We start from the raw sequence: 18865 nt of genomic DNA, 5'->3' as shown, positions 1-18865 counted from the left end.
ATCTTCTCTTATATAATGTAGGGAAAAGGTTGTCCAGATCGGGAGGGGAAAAATGAAAACGTATGAATTGTATTTAATTCAAGAGGATATTGCGAAAGCTTACTTTGGTCGTGAATATTTGTTTTTTGATTTATTTGCTCGATTTTCAGAATCTGGGTTCCTTTCGGAGAAGAAAGTATTATATAAACAAATGACGTATATTACGATGCCGTTACAAGTAATGAAAATTCATCATAAATTAGAACAAGCTTTGCGTGTTCTTGGTAAATATGAAAGAAAAAATCATACTCATACGCTGTATACAGGAGCCGAATACGGAGAAATAATGGTGAAACCACAATATATTCGAATAAACACTTCTGGAAATGTATCCATGGAAACAACTTTCTTTGAGGTGCTTAGAAAGTGTGAGTTAACATTTTTAGCGATGGATTATGAAAATAAAAAGTACGGTTGGTTAAATCCTCTCAAACAAGTACGAACATATGTGTAAAAAATGTCGAATAGTATCTTGTCTTATTGAAAAGGTTTTAGTACACTGTAAGGTAGACAACATGAAGGAGGAAAAGATATGCCAATGTGGTTAGGTATTCTAGTGGGCGTAGTAGCACTAGTAGCAGGCGTGGCGTTAGGATTTTTCATTGCCCGCAAATACATGATGAATTACTTACAAAAAAATCCACCAATTAACGAACAAATGTTAAAAATGATGATGATGCAAATGGGACAAAAACCTTCCCAAAAGAAAATCAATCAAATGATGAGCGCGATGAACAAGCAACAAACGAAATAAGCGCCAAAGGGCACTCTTACCGAGTGCCCTTTTCTTTTGGTTATAAAAGATATTTAAAACTTTTAAAAATTCTGTGTTTTTGGTAAACTGAAAACATCGCTCATTTTAAGGGAGGAGGATAAATATGAAAGTGTTTTTTAATTTAGCTTGGTTTTTTAAGCAAGAAAAACGAGCGTACATAATCGGAATTATTATGTTATTTGGTGTCGCGCTTCTTGAACTTGTAGCGCCAAGAGTACTGGGCATTGTAGTAGATGAAATTAATAATGGAACATTAACGTCTGAAAAATTGTTGAACTGGGTTATTCTATTAGTAGTTGTAGGAATTACGATGTATATATTACGTTACTTATGGCGTATTATGATTTTTGGATCTTCTTTAAAACTAGCTCGTCAACTGCGAAAGAATCTATATGAACATTTTACTAAGATGAGCCCATCCTTTTATCAATCACGTCGCACAGGCGATTTGATGGCACATGCGACAAATGATATTCAGGCGATTCAGCAAACTGCGGGGGCAGGTGTTTTAACACTCGTTGATTCATTAGCTGTTGGAGGATGTGTACTCGTAGCGATGGGATTTACAATTAGTTGGAAGTTAACGTTATTAAGTTTAATTCCGATGCCAATTGTAGCTATTTCTACAAATTATTATGGAACTTTATTGCATAGAAGATTTCATAAGGCACAGCAATCGTTTTCTGAAATCAATGATAAAGTACAAGAAAGTATGAGTGGGATGAAGGTAATTCGCTCACTTGGACAAGAGAAAGAGGATTTACAAGCGTTTCGGAAGAAATCTGAAGATGTCGTACATAAAAATATGCTAGTTGCACGTATTGACTCGTTATTCGATCCAACGATTTCCCTAATTGTCGGATTTTCATTTTTGATCGCAATTTGTTACGGATCATTATTAGTCGTACGAGGTGAATTAACTGTAGGGGAATTAGTAACATTTACAACGTACTTAGGGACACTTGTATGGCCAATGTTAGCGTTTGGATGGCTATTTAATATTATGGAGCGTGGACGTGCTTCGTATGATCGTGTGGAGAAAATACTTTCACAAACTTCAGATGTAGTGAATAGGGACAATGCTATAAATACTATAGCAAGTGGTGATGTTTCGTTTGCTGTTGATTCGTTTTCTTATAAAAAGAATGAACTATTAAACTTAAAAGATATTTACTTTAACTTAAGAAAAGGTGAAACATTAGGAGTTGTAGGGCGTACCGGTGCAGGGAAGACGACGTTATTAAAATGTTTAATTCGAGAGTATGATCATTTTAATGGTGAATTAAAAGTTGGGGAGCGGGATATTCGAGATTTAACACTTCACGGTGTGCGTTCTGCAATTTCATATGTACCGCAAGATCACTTTTTATTTTCAGCGAGTATTGGGGAGAACATTGCTTTTGGAAAGGCCGATGCTACATATAAAGAAATTAGCCGAGCTGCTGATATTGCTTGTATTCATAATGATATATTTCAATTTCCAGAAGGGTATGACACTGTAGTAGGTGAAAGGGGCGTTTCACTATCAGGAGGTCAAAAACAGAGAATCTCTATTGCGCGTGCATTATTAACAAATGCTGAAATTTTAATATTAGATGATTGTTTATCAGCCGTAGATGCAAAAACAGAAGAAACTATTTTAACTGCATTGAAACGAGAAAGGGCAGAGAAAACGACGATTATTACTGCCCATCGTTTAAGTGCTATTCAGCATGCAAATCTTATTCTTGTTATTGATGAAGGTAGGGTTATGCAGCGAGGGACACATGAGCAATTAATGAAAGAAAATGGTTGGTATAAAGAAATGTACGAAAGCCAGCAGTTAGAGGCATTAGTAGAGAAAGGAGGCGTATGATGGCTGAGAAAAAACGGAGTGATTTAAGAAGGTTGCTTTCTTATATGAGGCCCTATAAAGGGTTATTGGCGGTAGCATTTTTATTTCTAGTTGGTGCAACTGTAACTGAAATGATGGGTCCTTTTTTAATTAAACAATTTCTTGATGAACACTTAGTGCCAGGTAACTTTGAACAATCAGCACTTGTAACCCTATTTGTAGTGTATATTATTGCTCATTTATTAAAAGTATTATTTACTTATTTAGACTTATTGTACTTTCAAAATATCGCTTTTAAGATTGTCCAAGATATGCGAGTTGAAGTGTATGAACATGTTCAAAAATTGTCATTAAGCTTCTTTGATCGTACGCCGATTGGTACGCTCGTATCTCGCATAACGAATGATACAGAAGCGATTAAGGATTTTTATGTTAGTGTACTATCAACATTCGTGAAAAATGTAGTCTTTTTAGTAGGGATTTTAGTAGCGATGTTTTTATTAGATGTAAAATTAGCGCTATTTTCGCTCATATTAATTCCGGTAATGTTTGCAATTATGGTGTTGTATCAACGGAAAAGTGCAGCTTTTTATTTAGAGGTACGTAATCAGCTGAGTATATTAAATGCAAAGTTAAATGAGTCCATTCAAGGTATGAATATTGTTCAGGTGTTCCGGCAAGAAAAGCGGATGAGAAAAGAATTTGAAGAAGTGAACAATAAACATTTTAGTGCTGGACGTCGTACATTGAAATTAGATGCATTACTTTTACGTCCAGCAACAGATCTTGTTCATATTGTAGCAATTGCGGTAGTACTTGGTTTATTCGGAATCGATGCTTTAAAGAGTCCTGTTGAAGTAGGGGTTTTATATGCTTTCGTTAACTATATTCATCGTTTCTTCCAGCCGGTAAATGAGATGATGATGAAACTATCTTTCTTCCAGCAAGCGCTTGTTTCATCATCGCGTGTATTTCATTTAATGGATGATAAAGATTTAGCTCCTATTCAAATGGGGAGTGAACAGCCACGAGTAGCTAACGGGGAAATTCAGTTTAAAGATGTTACTTTTTCATATGATGGAAAGCGTGACGTTTTAAAAAATGTATCTTTTCACGTAAAGTCAGGGCAAACGGTTGCTTTCGTAGGGCATACTGGTAGCGGAAAGAGTACGATTATGAATTTATTAATGAGATTTTACAATATTAAATCAGGAAATATAGTAATAGACGGAGTAGATTTAGAGAAGTTCGAAGAACAAGAAATTCGAAAGAAAATTGGTCTTGTGCTGCAAGATGCATTTTTATTTGCTGGAAATGTAAAGCAAAATATTCGTATGTATAATGAAGAGATTACGGATGAAGAGATAGAGGAAGCGGCAAAGTTTGTGCAAGCGAATACGTTTATTGAAAAATTACCAGAGCAGTATGATACAGAAGTTGTCGAAAGAGGAGCTGCATTTTCTAGTGGTCAAAGGCAATTAATTGCTTTTGCTAGAACGATAGCAACCAATCCGAAAGTATTAGTGTTAGATGAAGCGACGGCAAATATTGATACAGAAACAGAGGAGGCTATCCAAACGGCATTGCAGCAAATGCGAAAAGGTAGAACAACGATAGCGATTGCGCACAGATTGTCTACAATCCAAGATGCGGATCAAATATTTGTTATGCATGAAGGGGAAATTGTAGAAAGTGGAACACATCAAGAGTTACTTAGTAAACAAGGACTTTACTACAATATGTACTTGCTACAAAATAAAGGGAGTTTGCAACAGGCCTTGTAGAATTACAAGGTCTTTTTTCTATTCTCTCAGATATTAAAATGTAATAAAATTTTCGGAATATGTGAGAGATTTGTCGTGTCCTTTAACTAGAGTTGTACATATTGTATATAGAATAACAAAATTTGATAGGAGCTTTTATATGCAAAATAGATCCAGTTCAAATATTACATTTATTGATGTGTCTCATTGGGAAGGAAACATTAATTGGAATGCTGTGAAGTCATCTGGCATTCCAGCGGCGTATGCAAAAGCGACGGAAGGTGTGAACTATATTGACCCTACTTTCGTTCAAAATGTACAAGCTGCGAGAGATGCGAATGTATTAATTGGTGCATATCATTTTGCGCACCCAGAACAAAATGATGCCATTTCAGAAGCGAAACATTTTGTGAATATATTACAGAGTAATCAGACGGACTTAATCCCTGTTTTAGATTTAGAATCGCCAACGGATACTAGCAATAGTAGTTTAACGGGTGCGACTATATCGAATTGGGCAAGAAGTTTCGTAAATTATGTGAAACAAGCTACTGGGAAAAATGTAATGTTATATACAGGAGTTTGGTATATTAATGAATTTGGAATTAGCGGGTTAAGTGACATTCCACTTTGGATTTCCAAATATTCTAGTATACCGCCTGCTGATGCTGGTGGATGGACAGAGTGGACAGCATGGCAGTACACAGATTCTGGGCAAATTTCAGGTGTAGGAAATTGTGACGTATCAGCAGCTGTTTCATTAGAAGTTTTACAAGGAAATGGAGCAAGTGGTGGAGGGAATGTTTCCACGCCTAATAATGCGACTCCAGTATACGGAGTTGCTGTAATTAATGGAGATAATGTGAATTTACGAAGTGGACCATCTTTACAGTCTAGTGTAATTCGCCAATTGAATCGTGGCGAATCATATGAAGTTTGGGGAGAACAAAATGGATGGCTCTGCTTAGGGACAAATCAGTGGGTATATAATGATTCAAGTTATATTCAGTATAAACATTATGTAGCAACTATTACTGGCGATAATGTGAATCTGCGAGATGCTCCATCATTAAACGGGAATGTTATAAGACAGTTACATCATGGTGAATCATATCGAGTATGGAGTAAGCAAGATGGATGGCTTTGCTTAGGGACAAATCAATGGGTATACTATGATTCAAGTTATATTCAGTATGGTGTACAATAAAGTGAATCTAAAAGGTATCTCGACTGAGGTGCCTTTTATGAAAAATATATAATTTTTACAAAGTATATATTGATAACATAGTATAATGTAATTGATATATGTTTAAAAATAATCGGAGATGAAATAAAGGAGTAATAATATGGAGTATGTGCTAATAGGTGGGATTTTAATATTATTAGCTGTAGTGTTTGTACTGTTTTATAAAAATAAACAGTTAGAATCAGAGAGTCAGCAAGTAGAGTTTGAAAAGAAACAAGCGATTGAAACGTATGAAAATGAGATTGCAGCTACGATTACAGGGCATAAAGAACAACAGGATACTTTAAAGAATATGGAACAGAAAAAATATAATGATTTACAAGTGAATACAGCTAGAGAACTTGAAAATATGCGTATGATGAAAAATCAATTGGCTGTTCAACATAGTAAAGAACGTAGTGAAATGCAAGATAAGCATAGTAGTGAAGTACATATGTTTCAAAATTTAATTGCGGATTTACGAGAATATACCAAAAATGGTGCTGAAGTGAATGCGCATGAAATATTACATTATATGAAGCGAGGTTTCGTTGAGCAAGGAATAATACTAGAAGAAGAGTTTCATATTATACCGAACGTTTTTATGATACGCAATAAATATAGAGATAAACGTGACATAAATGATAATCGAATTCATCACCTTATCTTATGTAAAACTGGTATTTATCTACTTGAGACGAAAGAATGGACAGGGAAATTAATCCATGGCTTAACGAAAGAAAATGCGGGTATATATTCATTTATGATTGAGGAAATTGGTAAGTATCAACATGAAATTGAAAAAGAAGAGACATTTGAATTTATTACGGATGGAACTTCATTAACTTTGCAAGTAAGAAATGAAGGGAATCCAGCGTATAAAGCGAAAATGCTATCTCAAACTTTATATAATTGTTTGGAAGAAATGCAAGTAGATATTGTAAAGGAAAAAGTAAAACCAATTGTATATTTTGAAAATGAGAGTGGAAAAGAAGTTATTGATCTTTCTAATGAAGAATTGCCGAGATTTAAAGATAGAGAGCAAATTGTAACGTTTTTCAGAAATGAAGTTTTAACAAGTAAAGTAATATATACAGCACGAGAACTACAAAAGATTAGAGATATGATTGGCCAGATGAATTATGTTGCGAAGTGAAAAATAAAGTAAAACTTTAATTAGTGGGGGTTTATGGGCAACCCGACTTCTACCCTTTACAGCCGAATTTTGAGGTGGGAGTCTAACTGCCCGCAAATAGCGGGATAAAGTAGGTGTTATTTGGGTGGAGAAAGGTAAAAGCTCTATATTGTGGGGAATGTTGTACATTTATTTTTGTTTGCATATATTAATGTACATTGCGTTTATTTTCGTTATTGATATGGTTCATGTGTCATTGAGTGTAATGAGTATTTTGGTGGTAGTAATGCCTTTTATTTTATTAGTTATTATTCAAAAGTCTATCTTACATGTTTCGGCAAGACGTGATAAAGGTAAGAAACAACTGTTCACTATAATGATGGTAGGTCTCATTCCATTGCTAGTATGCACCGTACAATTAAGTATAAATAAATACACTTCAAATTTTAATCAGGATCGGTGGTTAAATTATGAAGAAAAACGAGTACATATGGTAGATGACCTATTACAGGAGCATAAATTGATAGGGAAATCAAACGAGGAAATTACAAAATTGTTAGGGGCCCCTACGAAAACAAGCAGTTTGGAAACGGGAATTACTACACTATACTATCTTGGGAATGAACGTGGTTTCATTCCTATAGATAGTGAATGTCTTGTTTTGCAATTTGATAAAGATGGTAGAGTTATAGAGTATAAGGTACAACGAGATTGAAATAGTGAGAGGAGAAGCTATATCTTTTATAGCTTCTTTTCTATATTCCAATATAGAAAAAGTAGGCAAATAGTAGTCATTCCTATCTATACGAATGAGATAGAGTTTGTTATATTGTAAAGGGTTATTTAGTTTAGAAGTCTGCTAGATAGCCTTAAATATTTTAGATTAGGGGGGGAAGTTAACACGAATTAAGATATAAACGTGTTAAATAATTAGTATGAAAAAAGAATTTTATAATGTTTTAGCTGCATCAATTGTATTTAGTATGGTAACGATTCCAAGTTTTTCCTATGCAGACACAGTAGAAAAGACCGTAACAATTTCAACAGACGAGCAAGCATTAAAAAGTATTGAAAGCCATATGAAAGATGAAGATGGACGTGGAGAGAGCAAAGGAATAACAAATGAAGTACAAGGAGATTTTTTTGTACATATAATAGGTTCAGCATCTTTATTTGATTCTGCTGAGTTACAAAAAGCGACAGGTGTTCAGCTTTCTAATCAAGTAGTGAAAGCCGAAAAACAAAAAGGAAACGCTTACTATATACAAACAGAATCTGGAGCTGGGTGGATACAAAGTAGTGAAGGAAATGTAGAGGTTAAGGAAGTTTATCACTTGGCAAACGAAAAATTAGTAATTAATGAAGAGACAGCCACATATTCCGCACCATTTAATTCATATAAAGACGAGAAAGTGTTACAACCGCAAACAATTATTGCAATTGGACAAGTTGGAGAGTGGTTCCAAGTCCAAATAGATAATGAGGTGAAATGGATTTATGCACCTTCAGCAAAATTTGAGGGTACAAAAGCATCTCTTATTCAAAGCACAACTCCAACTCGTACGAAACGTGCAGCGGTTATGTATACTGCACCAATAGAAGAGAAAACAACGGATATTTACGGTGTACCATTAAAGGAAATGATTGTACCAACAGGTAATGAAAATATTCGTCCAGGTTATGCGATGAAACCAAAATACATTACAATTCATGAGACAGATAATTATAGTGTTGGAGCAAATGCTAGAAACCATGCACAATATTTATACAGTCAAGCAACAGGAACGACTGATCGTTCAGCATCTTGGCATTTTACAGTAGATGATAAAGAAATTTATCAACATCTACCATTAAATGAAAATGGTTGGCATGCTGGAGATGGATCAGAAGGAACCGGTAACAGAGAATCAATTGCAATTGAAATTGCTGTCAATCAAGATGGTGATTATAATAAAGCTGTGGAAAATGCTCGCAAACTAGCAGCCTATTTAATGGGGGAATTAAATATTCCTTTAGAAAATGTAAAAAAACATCAATTTTGGAGCGGAAAGAATTGTCCGGCCATTATGATAAGGAATAATGCGTGGGAGCCATTTTTACAGGGAACGAAAGCTTATTATGATGCGAATCATAAAGATGATATAACTGGCGGTTGGTATGAAGCAGATATTCGTGAATTAGATAAAAGAGGTATTATGGTTGGAGACGGGAAGGGTTCTTACTGGCCAGAACGTCTTGTAACACGTGGTGAATTTGCGAATTTAGTTTCAAGATCATTGCAATTACCAGAGGGGAAATCGAATTTCAAAGATTTAAGCACAGCTCATCCATCGCTAGTAGATGGTATTAATCGTGCAGCTAGTGCTGGGATTATAAGTGGACGAGGAAATGATATATTTGCTCCGAATGATACGATTAAACGTGATGAAGCTGTCATTATGATTGATCGTGCATTGCAATTCAAAAATATTAAAGGTAATTTAGTTCCATTACCATTTACGGATCAAAATTTAGCGTATGATAAACAGGCGGTTCAACGTGTTTATGGGTTAGGTATCGTAAAAGGGAATGAGAATAATGAGTTTATGCCAAAAGGCTCTGCAACACGTGGGGAATCGGCAGCATTTATTAATAGAATGTTAAAAGTAATAGAGAGTAAATAATGGAAAGGCATTCGCTTTGGCGAGTGCTTTTTTATTTTTCAATATGTTATAGAAAGGTGATGTGAATTTTGACTGGAATAAGGAATGAAAGCGGAGGTGATGCATATATTTAGATGCATTGGGTAGTTTTTTGTAATTTTGTATAAAATGAAAAGGAGGTAGGACGGTGAAATCAATACCGACTGAAGTCCTGAGTAAGGAATTGATGGAAAGAGAAGGGGTTATATCTATTACAGTGATGGAATTTGAAAAGATAGAAGTGGCCGGAGTAGTTGTTTCTGGTCCAGCTGTTATTTTAATTAATCAAGATTAAGTACATATTATCAATAAAGAAAAGTAGTCAGAGCATCCGCTTAGGGTGCTTTTTGTTTGTATAGAAGTGTGTATATGATAGATAATTGGGATATTGGAGGGGAATTATGTGGCAATTATTATAACAATGTTATTAATGGGAGTTTTATTAGGATTTGTCGGGGCAGGGGGAGCAGGATTTATCATCGCGATACTCACTCTAGTATTCCATATCCCTATTCATGTTGCTCTTGCAACATCTTTAACTGCGATGGCATTTACGACATTATCTGGAGTAGTAAGTCATTACCGAGAAGGGAATGTTGTGCTTGTAATAGGCGGAGTTATTGGGGGATTTGGCGCGATTGGTTCCTTTATTGGTTCAAAGTTTGGTTCGTTAATACCAGCACATCTGTTGCATTGGTTTACAGCTGGTATGTTATTTTTATCGGCAATTTTTATGTTTATTCGGTTGATTATGTTTCAAAAAAGATCACAGTCGTCTTTAAAAGGGCATAAAGAACTTTCGAAAGATAACGTGATTAAATGTATATTCCTCGGATTGGTGACTGGAATTTTAGCAGGTGCATTTGGTATTGGCTCAGCACCTTTTATCCAACTCGGATTAATGGTTCTATTAGGTTTAACAATCCGTCAATCTGTAGGGACGACAATGCTCGTTATATTACCAATCGCAATTGGAGGTGGGTTTGGATATAGTTCGGAAGGGTATTTAGATTATGTATTATTAGTACAAGTTTTAATCGGGACAATGTTAGGAGCGTATATAGGAGCTAAGTTTACAAATTATGCACCTCGCATGCTTCTAAGGTTTTCGATGATTATGACACCAATATTAGCTGGATGTATGTTGTTAGTAGATTAAAGAGAATATATAGAAATCTATTAATATATTTTACGAATGAATTATGTAAGTAATTCATATTTCTCATATAAAAGGATTTGCTTTAATATAATGAGTATAAAGTTCGAGTATTCGAAGTATTACTTGAATTATATCCCTATCCCTTTTCTAAAAATGCGAACAAGTTTTGCCCTATTCTATTCAATAGTTTATTGTATAGAAATATATTGTTCGATGACCATTATGGAACGCACATAATGGGTAAATCCCGATCCTTAAAGAGGATGCCCCTAATCTTCATGTGAAAATATGATCGGATAAGAAAGCTGGCCAATTTATGGTCAGCTTTCTTTTTGTTCAATGAGTAAGTCTTCTTTAATTTCTGTTTGCAATAATAAAGTTTTTCCGAAGCGACGTTTACATTCAGCTCGTACTTTTTGAATGGCTAGTAGCTGAGAAGTAGCAGGCACTGTGACAATGGATTGCCGAGGTTTTCGGTTTTCTTCACAAAAAACACATTCCACAACATATTTAGAAATCATAATTTCATCCTTCCGGTTTGAATTTCTAAGAAGGGACTGCTCATGAAGTTGATGTAAACTTTCGGCATCTTTTTACTTATTTCCTCTTTTTTTTCAAAGGGGAAATAAAAAAGAAGGTGAATTTTAGTAGGGGAGGGATGTATATGGAGAGATGGATAGGTACGGCAGCTATTTGTATGAATGAAAGAAATGAAATTTTAATGGTATTGCAAGGAAAAGAAGGGGAAGAAAAAAGGTGGTCTGTCCCAAGTGGAGGACTTGAAAAGGGAGAAACACTAGAAGAATGTTGTATCAGGGAAGTTTGGGAGGAAACAGGATACAATGTGGAGGTTGTAAATAAAATATACGAAAAAGAAGGTATTACATACGGGATTCCGGTGTATGTTCATTATTACTTTGTTAAAAAAATAGGCGGTAATATGAAAATCCAAGATCCGGATGAGTTAATACATGAGATTGATTGGAAAGGGATACATGAAGTTGGAAAATTATCATTAGCTTTTCCAGAGGATTACGAGCTAATATACCGATATGTAAATAAAAAAGCAAGTGTGTAAATACTTGCTTTTTTATTGTATCCAAGATAAGAAAAGTGGAACGATAACTAAACTAGCTCCAGCTGTTAAAAGCATTGATAAACTTGCAATTGTACCTTCTACAGGACCGATTTCAAATGCTTTTGATGTTCCGGTCCCATTCGCGCTAGTACCTAGCATTATACCTTTTGCGAGCGCTGTTTTAATACGGCATATGCGTATGAGTGTAGGACCGAATAACGCTCCAGTTAAGGCAGTTAATACAACGAAAACTGCTGTTAATTGTGACATGCCGCCAATCATTTCTGAAATAGCCATTGCAATAGGTGTTGTTACAATGTGCGGTGCTAAACTTTGTTCTATTGTAGAGTCAATTTGAAAAAAATTAGCTAGTAGTGCGGAAGTAATAACAGATAGAAAAGAACCGACAATGACATTAATTAAAATAGCAGTGCCGTGTTTTTTTAATAGATCAAAATGTTTATAGATTGGCCATGCGAAAGCAACTGTTGCAGGTTTTAATAATTCTGTTAGCCAATGACTACCAGATTCGTAGGTTTCGTATGGTGTATCTAATCCAAGTAATAAAGCTATTAAAATGATTGGGCATACAAGAAGGGGAGAAAGCAGACTCCAATTCCAGCGTTGATACATTTTTTTAGATACCCAATATGTGAATAGTGTTAATAGTAAACAAAGAAAGCCGATCATTGTGTTGATCCTTTCCGCTTTAATAGCAATTCTGTTAAAAGTCCTGTTACGAGAGTAACACAAAGTGTACTAATCACGATAATTAAAATGAGATCGATTCCATATTGTGATAATGTATCTTTGTAACGAATGACAGCGACTGCAGAAGGGATGAAAAATAAAATAAGTTCTTTTAATAAAAAGTCTGCACCGTCTTGTATCCATTCTTTTTTCACTATATTAAATTTTAATGAGATTAACAATAAAAAAATACCGATTATACTTCCTGGAACTGGGAGGTGTGCCTGTTTTGCAATCCATTCACCTGTCCAAGCGAAACAAAATAATAATAAAATTTGTCCGCTTAACTTCCACCATTTCATACAGTAACCACCTCTTTGTTTTTTACATAAAAATTGTAAAAAAGAATTAACAATTTCTACTATACGTTCATTCGAAATATTTGTCTAATATATAAATTATATGTTATTAATATATTAGATGTATTAATAGAAAGTGAAAAGGGTGTCCAAAATGGAATTACGGCATTTGCAATATTTTGTTGTAGTGGCAGAGGAATTACACTTTGGACGAGCAGCTGCTCGTTTACAAATGACACAACCACCGCTTAGTCAACAAATTCAGCAATTAGAAAAAGAAATGGGAGTTATGTTATTTTCAAGAACGAAGAGAAAGGTTGAATTAACAGAAGCAGGAGAAATGTTTTTAAAAGAAGTAAAAAAAGCGTTTGAACAAATTGAAAAAGCAGTAGAAGTTGCACAAAGTGCTCAAAGGGGAGAAGTTGGATCACTTTCAATTGGTTTTGTAGGTGCGGCGATATATGATATTTTACCGTCAATCGTCAGAGAGTATAGAAAGAAATTTCCGAGAGTGTCTGTCGCATTACATGAATTGTCCACACCGGATCAGGTGCATGCACTTCATGATAATCGAATTGATATTGGATTTTTACGTCCGCCAATTCCAACGCAATTACTTGAGTTAGAACCAATTCAAAAACTTTCATGTACGTTATGTTTACCGAAGGCACATCCTCTTGCTGAAAAGGACGAAATACATATCGAAGATTTAAGGGATGAACCGTTCGTATTTATTACGAGACCAGTATGGCCAGCGTTATATGATACAATTTTATCGCTTTGCCGTGATGTAGGTTTTAGTCCGCACATTGTACAAGAAGCAACGGAGTATCAAACTGTTATGGGGCTTGTAGCGGCAGGTATTGGAATTACGGTAATACCTGTATCCGCAAATAAATTGTATAGAACAGAAGTTGTATATAAAGAGTTATGTGATTCTAATTTTGTTGCAGAAATGTCAGTGGCTTATAAAAAAATGAATAACAATCCAGAGTTGTTAGAGTTTTTGAAAATTGCAAGAGAGAAAAAAAGGATTGAAGTGGAAGATGCGAAGGCTGAATAGTTGATGAAGTTACAGGGTAGTCATGATAATTAAGTTATATAAAGATTCACCTCATTAAACAAAAAACGGAAATGTAACTAAAGTGCATTTCCGTTTTTTGTTTTTTATTCAATGCTAAGGAGATCAATATGCGTGGTTTCTAGGACTAAAGGCTTAGTAAAGATTCCGATTGAAGTGCGATGTTTAAAATGTCATATTTTTATACACTAGTAGTATAGAATGCGTATGTTATGAAGCAAGGTAGGGGGAAATTATGTCTTTATTTCGGTTAGCGAGAAAAAATATACAAACATTTGCTGCCCAAAGGTTAAAACAATTTATGTGGATTGCTATGAATACAATGCTTTGTTTTTTTATGATATCATTCCGATTCAATGAAGTTGTAATAAGTAAAGCGGAATATACACCTATATTTGTAAAGTGGTTTTATGCTATGTTTCTATTTATAGTTTTTGTGTGTATTTTCATTACATATAAAATGACAGCTTCTCTTTTACAGAGAAGAAAAGAGGAGTTTACATCGAATGAAGTGATGCATATGACAGGAAAAGAAATGTTATGTTTATTATGTCAGGAGCAATTACTAACTTACGGAGGAGCTTTTGTTTTCGGATTAATTCATGGTATGTTATTTTTGAAATTATTTATTATTATTTTTATGAAAGCAGTAGGAATCCAAGGGATAACCAATGCACCGATTACGATGTATGCGTTAGTGATAACAGCAGTTGTTATGCTAACCGTCATTATAATATCAATGTGGCAATGTTGTAGGTTTACACAAAGGTTAAAGGGTGAAAAGTCATATGAAACGAGGAGAAAGGCATGAGAAATCATGGCTTTTTCTTCATTTTACACATGTTATTAATCATGATACAGTGGGAAGAACTGAAAAAAAGAGTTAAGAAGAAAGGTTGTATGGAATGATAAATGAGCAAGCGATCGTAAAAGTTGATCGATTAACAAAGCGAATTGGTTCAAAGACGTTAGTAGAAAATATTAGTTTTGAAGTGAAAAAAGGTGAAGTAGTTGGCTTATTAGGACCAAATGGTGCTGGAAAAACGACATTAATGCGAATGATGGTCGGAATGATTCGTATGACAGAAGGAGAAGTATGGATTGATGGTCAATCTGTAAAACAGCAATTTGAAAAAACTGCTGCGAAAATTGGTGCTGTAATTGAGACACCAGAATTTTATCCTTTCTTAAGCGGCTATGAAAATTTAACATATTTCGGACGAATGAATGGGAATGTGACTGAAGAGCGTATCGATGAAGTAGTGCAATTGTTAGGAATGGGACAAGTAATTGACCGTAAAGTAAAAGCATATTCACTCGGTATGAGACAGCGTTTAGGAATTGCTCAGGCACTTATACATAATCCAGATGTATTAATACTAGACGAACCGACGAACGGATTAGATCCTAGTGGTATACATGAAATGCGGATGTACATAAAGAAAATTGCGCATGAACAAGGAAAAGCTGTTCTTGTTTCTAGTCACTTACTCTCAGAAGTTGAATTAATGTGTGACAGGGTTATTATTATTCAGCATGGAGAATATGTCGCAACACAAAATATTCAAAGTGATAAAAAGGAAGAAAAAGAAGAAATACATATACGTGTAGATGATGCGAATAAAGCGGCAGAGGTTTTAGAATACGATGTTTTAGTAAAAGAAAACGAATTAATTATAAACGTGAAAGATGAAGAAGTTCCAAATATTCTTCGTACATTGATGGAGAAAAACATTCAAGTTTATCGTGTATATGAAGAAAGAAAAACGCTAGAAGAGCAGTTTTTAGAATTAACAGGAGGAAAAGATATTGTTTAATTTAGTTTATAACGAGCTGTATAAAATATTTAAGCGAAAGCGAACGATTATTCCTTTTGCAGTTATTGCGGTATTAATTATTGGATTAGGATGGGTTACGGTAAAATATTTAGAGCCAGAAACAAAAGGGTGGAAAGCGGATTATACAGAACGCACTGTAGAAATTGAGAAAAAGCTCGGCATGAAAAAAGAGGATATTTTAACAGAAAAGTCAGGAGACGAGCTTGTAAAGGAATACCAGCTTAAAATGAAGCATTTAGATACGAATACAGCGCCAGCAAGTAGTTCTCCGCTTTCATTTATGAGAGATACAGGTTTTATCGTATTTCCAATTTTACTTCCGTTTATTCTCGTATATGCGAGTACGATTTTTGCGAATGAATATAGCTGGGGAACATATAAATTTTTAACAATTCGTCCAGCGAGCCGATTTAAAATTTTAACATCTAAGTTTTTGGCAATCGTTATATTTGCGGCATTATTATTTATATTTAATATGATTTTTTCCGTATTATGCGGGTTGATTATTTATAAATTCCAACAACCAGCTTGGGCTGAATTTGTCGTTCAAAATGGAAATATAATAAAACAAAATATTTTCGTAGAAGCAAGTAAATATTATATTTTATCTTGGTTACCAACTCTTGTGTATGCTGCATTTGCCTTTATGATTTCCGTTTTAACGAGATCGAGCGGAGGTGCAATCGGGATTTCTTTATTTCTTGCATTATCAGGGGGAATAGCGCTAATTCCGGCAGCAAGATATGAATGGGCGAAATATTTATTACCAGCGAATACAGATTTATATGGGCTTTTAAAGGGTGGAAGCTTTATTGATGGAGTAACATTCCCATTTGCTTCTTGTATGCTTCTTCTATACTTAGCTGTATTTTTAGGGGTTTCCTATACTGTATTTATAAAACGAGATTTAACAGCATAAACAAAAAGCCGTTAAGGGTAACTTAACGGCTTTTTGTTTGTAATAATTGATGAATAGCTTCTTCGGCTAATAGGGCGAAATACTCTGCGCTAATAGGCAATGCTTTTTCATCTACTGTAAAAGCTGGATGATGCCATTCATGTGTACCACTTGTTCCCATAAAGACGAATGAACCTGGTATTTCTTGTTGGTAAAAAGAAAAGTCTTCTCCTGCCATTGATGGTGTAGGAGAGATAACGTTTAGATTCATTTTCTCTGCAATATGAATAGAAAAATCAGTGAGTACTTTATCGTTTTGAACAGCAGGAGGACCTGGATAAAATCGGAATTCTGTTTTTACACCTAATGCATCAGAAACGCCATTAATGATACGTTTCATTAATGCCGGAATCTTTTCACGTGTTTCAGCTTGGAATGTACGGACAGTTCCTTCTAATATTGCTTTTTCGGGAATAACGTTCCACGTATTCCCTGAATGAATGTTTGTTACACTTACGACAGCGTTATGAGAAGAACTAATATTTCGGCTTACAATCGTTTGAAGTGCCATAACGATTTGAGATGATGCAACGATAGGATCGACGCCGGCATCAGGCACAGCTGCATGTGTACCAACACCATGGATTTCAATTTCAAATCGATCAACTCCGGCCATTAGTGGCCCATCTTTAATACCGATTGTACCTACTGGTAAATCAGGTTTATTATGCATACCGAAAATAGCTTGCACGCCACGTAAATGCCCAGCTTCAATAACTTTGCAAGCACCATTACTACTTTCTTCAGCTGGCTGGAATATAAGGCGGACAATTCCATTAAGAGAAGCTTCTTTTTCTTTTAATAAGTAAGCCGCACCCAATACAGCAGCTGTATGAAAATCATGCCCACAAGCATGCATTTTACCTTGTATTTTTGAAGTGTATGGAAGGTCAGTTTCTTCCTGGATAGGAAGGGCATCGATATCAGCACGAAGCGCTACAACCGGTCCGTTTTTATTACCAGAAATTTCAGCGATAACTCCTGTTTCTAAATTGGAATCAATAATAGTGATATTGGCCTCGTCTAACCAATTTTTTATCGCTTTTGTCGTTTCAAATTCTTCGTATGATAGTTCTGGATTTTCATGTAAATGCCGACGAATGGAAATAAGTTTTTCTGTTAATTGATCAGGAATAGATGCCACTTATTATGCCCTCTTTCTTAAGTGAAGTATTTGTATTAATTATACAATAATAAAAGAGAGGATTCTCAAATGAAAATCCTCTCTCGTTTTATGCTGCAACTTTTTTATGAGTATGCTGTTTTCGATAACGCCCACGCATTGCGTATGCAATTTGCGGGATTGCGATACCGATTAAAATAAGTGATACACCGAACCATTGTGAAGATAGTACAGCTTCTTTTAAAACGAATACAGACATAATAGTTGTAACTGGTAGTTCTGCTGCACCAAGAATAGTTGCTAATCCAGAACCGATTTTTGGAATGCCAATTGTAAAGGCAATGGACGGAATAACGATACTAAATATTCCTAATCCTAAGCCGTATTTCCAAAGGCCTTGAGAGATCGCCCCGTTAAAAATAAATGTTGGCGGGAATACGATCATGACTAAAGTTAAAGCGCCAGCCATTAAAAGGACACCACGTGGTAAAGAAGGTACTTCAACGGCAACTTTCCCGCTTACGAAAATGTATGTTGCAAATGTAATAGCAGATAATAAGCCTAAAATGATTCCAGTCGTATCGAAATCACCAGCTGATGTTTCTAATAACCCACTTGATAAAAATGTACCTGCAAGTAAGAAGATTACTGAAATAACTTTTTCTCTTGAAGGTAATGTTTTTGTTGCGACTGCTTCAATGATAATTCCAACCCAAACGAACTGGAATAAAAGTATAATTGCAATAGAAGCTGGTACAGTTTTTAAAGAAGCGTAATAAAAAATTCCAGTAAAACTTGCAGACGTTCCTGCGACGAATAAAATTAACATTTGTTTTAGTGGAACACGATGTCTAGAAAATAGAAGTGTAATAGCAAGTAAAATAATCCAACCGAACAAATACTGGCTACCAATTACCTCTCCAAGTGAAAACCCTTCTGCATATGCAAGTTTAACAAAAATAGCTAAAACCCCATAACTACACGCTCCTAATAAAACTAAAAGAGAATAACGAAGCATGAAAAATTCCTCCCATCTATATGAAATTGTTCCGTAACGTACATATATAACTAGAGGGAAGTATACAAAATTAAAAATGAAGGGTCAAATGAAAGAAAAGTGCAAAATT

At 35.0% G+C, this 18865-nt stretch carries 20 protein-coding genes; 15 read left to right on the top strand and 5 right to left on the bottom strand.

The genetic code is table 11. The annotated features are described in order from the left end of the window. Window positions 1-52: 52 nt before the first annotated feature. The 10 genes from sirA (at window position 53) to MHH59_RS18265 (ending at window position 10611) form a co-directional block, all read left to right on the top strand. Window positions 53-493 (top strand): sporulation inhibitor of replication protein SirA, encoded by a 441-nt coding sequence (sirA, locus tag MHH59_RS18310; protein ID WP_078178530.1) that lies wholly within the window; start codon window positions 53-55, stop codon window positions 491-493. A gap of 78 nt (window positions 494-571) precedes the next feature. Beyond that, window positions 572-793 carry a YneF family protein gene (locus tag MHH59_RS18305; RefSeq protein ID WP_001132292.1) on the top strand — a complete coding sequence of 74 codons (222 nt, stop codon included), beginning with the start codon at window positions 572-574 and terminating at the stop codon, window positions 791-793. Between the two features lie 124 nt (window positions 794-917). Continuing rightward, window positions 918-2669: an ABC transporter transmembrane domain-containing protein gene (locus tag MHH59_RS18300; RefSeq protein WP_002128572.1), complete on the top strand. Its 1752-nt coding sequence runs from the start codon at window positions 918-920 to the stop codon at window positions 2667-2669. Then, complete coding sequence (locus MHH59_RS18295) at window positions 2669-4432, top strand: ABC transporter ATP-binding protein (protein WP_002167811.1); 1764 nt, start codon at window positions 2669-2671, stop codon at window positions 4430-4432. Before MHH59_RS18300 ends, MHH59_RS18295 begins: the two co-directional genes overlap by 1 nt. 139 nt (window positions 4433-4571) lie before the next feature. Beyond that, the gene (locus MHH59_RS18290) at window positions 4572-5618 is read left to right on the top strand and encodes a GH25 family lysozyme (protein ID WP_340852054.1); all 1047 of its coding nucleotides are present in this window, start codon (window positions 4572-4574) and stop codon (window positions 5616-5618) included. 139 nt (window positions 5619-5757) lie between these two features. Next, window positions 5758-6792 carry a nuclease-related domain-containing protein gene (locus MHH59_RS18285; protein ID WP_002185132.1) on the top strand — a complete coding sequence of 345 codons (1035 nt, stop codon included), beginning with the start codon at window positions 5758-5760 and terminating at the stop codon, window positions 6790-6792. Between the two features lie 124 nt (window positions 6793-6916). After that, a complete protein-coding gene (locus MHH59_RS18280; RefSeq protein WP_002167814.1) occupies window positions 6917-7486 on the top strand; it encodes a hypothetical protein in 570 nt (189 codons plus the stop codon). A gap of 220 nt (window positions 7487-7706) precedes the next feature. Next, on the top strand, window positions 7707-9434 hold the full coding sequence (locus MHH59_RS18275; RefSeq protein WP_002167815.1) for an S-layer homology domain-containing protein: 1728 nt from the start codon (window positions 7707-7709) through the stop codon (window positions 9432-9434). A gap of 166 nt (window positions 9435-9600) precedes the next feature. Continuing rightward, a complete protein-coding gene (locus MHH59_RS18270; protein WP_002014405.1) occupies window positions 9601-9747 on the top strand; it encodes a BC1881 family protein in 147 nt (48 codons plus the stop codon). 108 nt (window positions 9748-9855) lie between these two features. Next, window positions 9856-10611 (top strand): sulfite exporter TauE/SafE family protein, encoded by a 756-nt coding sequence (locus MHH59_RS18265; protein WP_340852052.1) that lies wholly within the window; start codon window positions 9856-9858, stop codon window positions 10609-10611. A 320-nt stretch (window positions 10612-10931) separates the two neighbouring features. Here MHH59_RS18265 and MHH59_RS18260 read toward each other — a convergent pair whose 3' ends face one another. Beyond that, window positions 10932-11132: a DUF3903 domain-containing protein gene (locus MHH59_RS18260; protein WP_002167816.1), complete on the bottom strand. Its 201-nt coding sequence runs from the start codon at window positions 11130-11132 to the stop codon at window positions 10932-10934. A gap of 143 nt (window positions 11133-11275) precedes the next feature. On the opposite strand from MHH59_RS18260, the gene MHH59_RS18255 reads away from it, so the two are divergent. Next, the gene (locus MHH59_RS18255; protein ID WP_002137764.1) at window positions 11276-11689 is read left to right on the top strand and encodes an NUDIX hydrolase; all 414 of its coding nucleotides are present in this window, start codon (window positions 11276-11278) and stop codon (window positions 11687-11689) included. A gap of 12 nt (window positions 11690-11701) precedes the next feature. Here the strand turns inward: MHH59_RS18255 and MHH59_RS18250 are convergent, their stop codons facing one another. Beyond that, complete coding sequence (locus MHH59_RS18250) at window positions 11702-12379, bottom strand: LrgB family protein (protein WP_098632834.1); 678 nt, start codon at window positions 12377-12379, stop codon at window positions 11702-11704. After that, on the bottom strand, window positions 12376-12741 hold the full coding sequence (locus tag MHH59_RS18245; protein ID WP_000872360.1) for a CidA/LrgA family holin-like protein: 366 nt from the start codon (window positions 12739-12741) through the stop codon (window positions 12376-12378). The genes MHH59_RS18250 and MHH59_RS18245 overlap by 4 nt, the downstream gene beginning before the upstream one ends. Window positions 12742-12892: 151 nt before the next feature. Between MHH59_RS18245 and alsR the strand changes: the two genes are divergently transcribed. From alsR to MHH59_RS18225, 4 genes are all read left to right on the top strand, one after another. After that, the gene (gene alsR / locus MHH59_RS18240; RefSeq protein ID WP_002128558.1) at window positions 12893-13801 is read left to right on the top strand and encodes an acetoin biosynthesis transcriptional regulator AlsR; all 909 of its coding nucleotides are present in this window, start codon (window positions 12893-12895) and stop codon (window positions 13799-13801) included. 253 nt (window positions 13802-14054) lie between these two features. After that, window positions 14055-14630 carry an FtsX-like permease family protein gene (locus MHH59_RS18235; RefSeq protein ID WP_340852050.1) on the top strand — a complete coding sequence of 192 codons (576 nt, stop codon included), beginning with the start codon at window positions 14055-14057 and terminating at the stop codon, window positions 14628-14630. A gap of 94 nt (window positions 14631-14724) precedes the next feature. After that, a complete protein-coding gene (locus MHH59_RS18230; protein ID WP_002167820.1) occupies window positions 14725-15636 on the top strand; it encodes an ABC transporter ATP-binding protein in 912 nt (303 codons plus the stop codon). Further along, a complete protein-coding gene (locus tag MHH59_RS18225; protein ID WP_002128553.1) occupies window positions 15629-16576 on the top strand; it encodes an ABC transporter permease in 948 nt (315 codons plus the stop codon). Before MHH59_RS18230 ends, MHH59_RS18225 begins: the two co-directional genes overlap by 8 nt. 22 nt (window positions 16577-16598) lie before the next feature. On the opposite strand, the gene MHH59_RS18220 is transcribed toward MHH59_RS18225, so the two are convergent. Then, complete coding sequence (locus MHH59_RS18220) at window positions 16599-17759, bottom strand: M20 peptidase aminoacylase family protein (protein ID WP_002128552.1); 1161 nt, start codon at window positions 17757-17759, stop codon at window positions 16599-16601. Between the two features lie 88 nt (window positions 17760-17847). Continuing rightward, window positions 17848-18756 (bottom strand): EamA family transporter, encoded by a 909-nt coding sequence (locus tag MHH59_RS18215; RefSeq protein ID WP_002128551.1) that lies wholly within the window; start codon window positions 18754-18756, stop codon window positions 17848-17850. Window positions 18757-18865 lie beyond the last annotated feature (109 nt).

The organism is Bacillus sp. FSL E2-0195 (genome assembly GCF_038003645.1).
GTDB lineage: Bacteria > Bacillota > Bacilli > Bacillales > Bacillaceae_G > Bacillus_A > Bacillus_A mycoides.
Note: the sequence above shows the minus strand (reverse complement) of the source record. Positions and strands in the feature narration are given on the sequence as shown.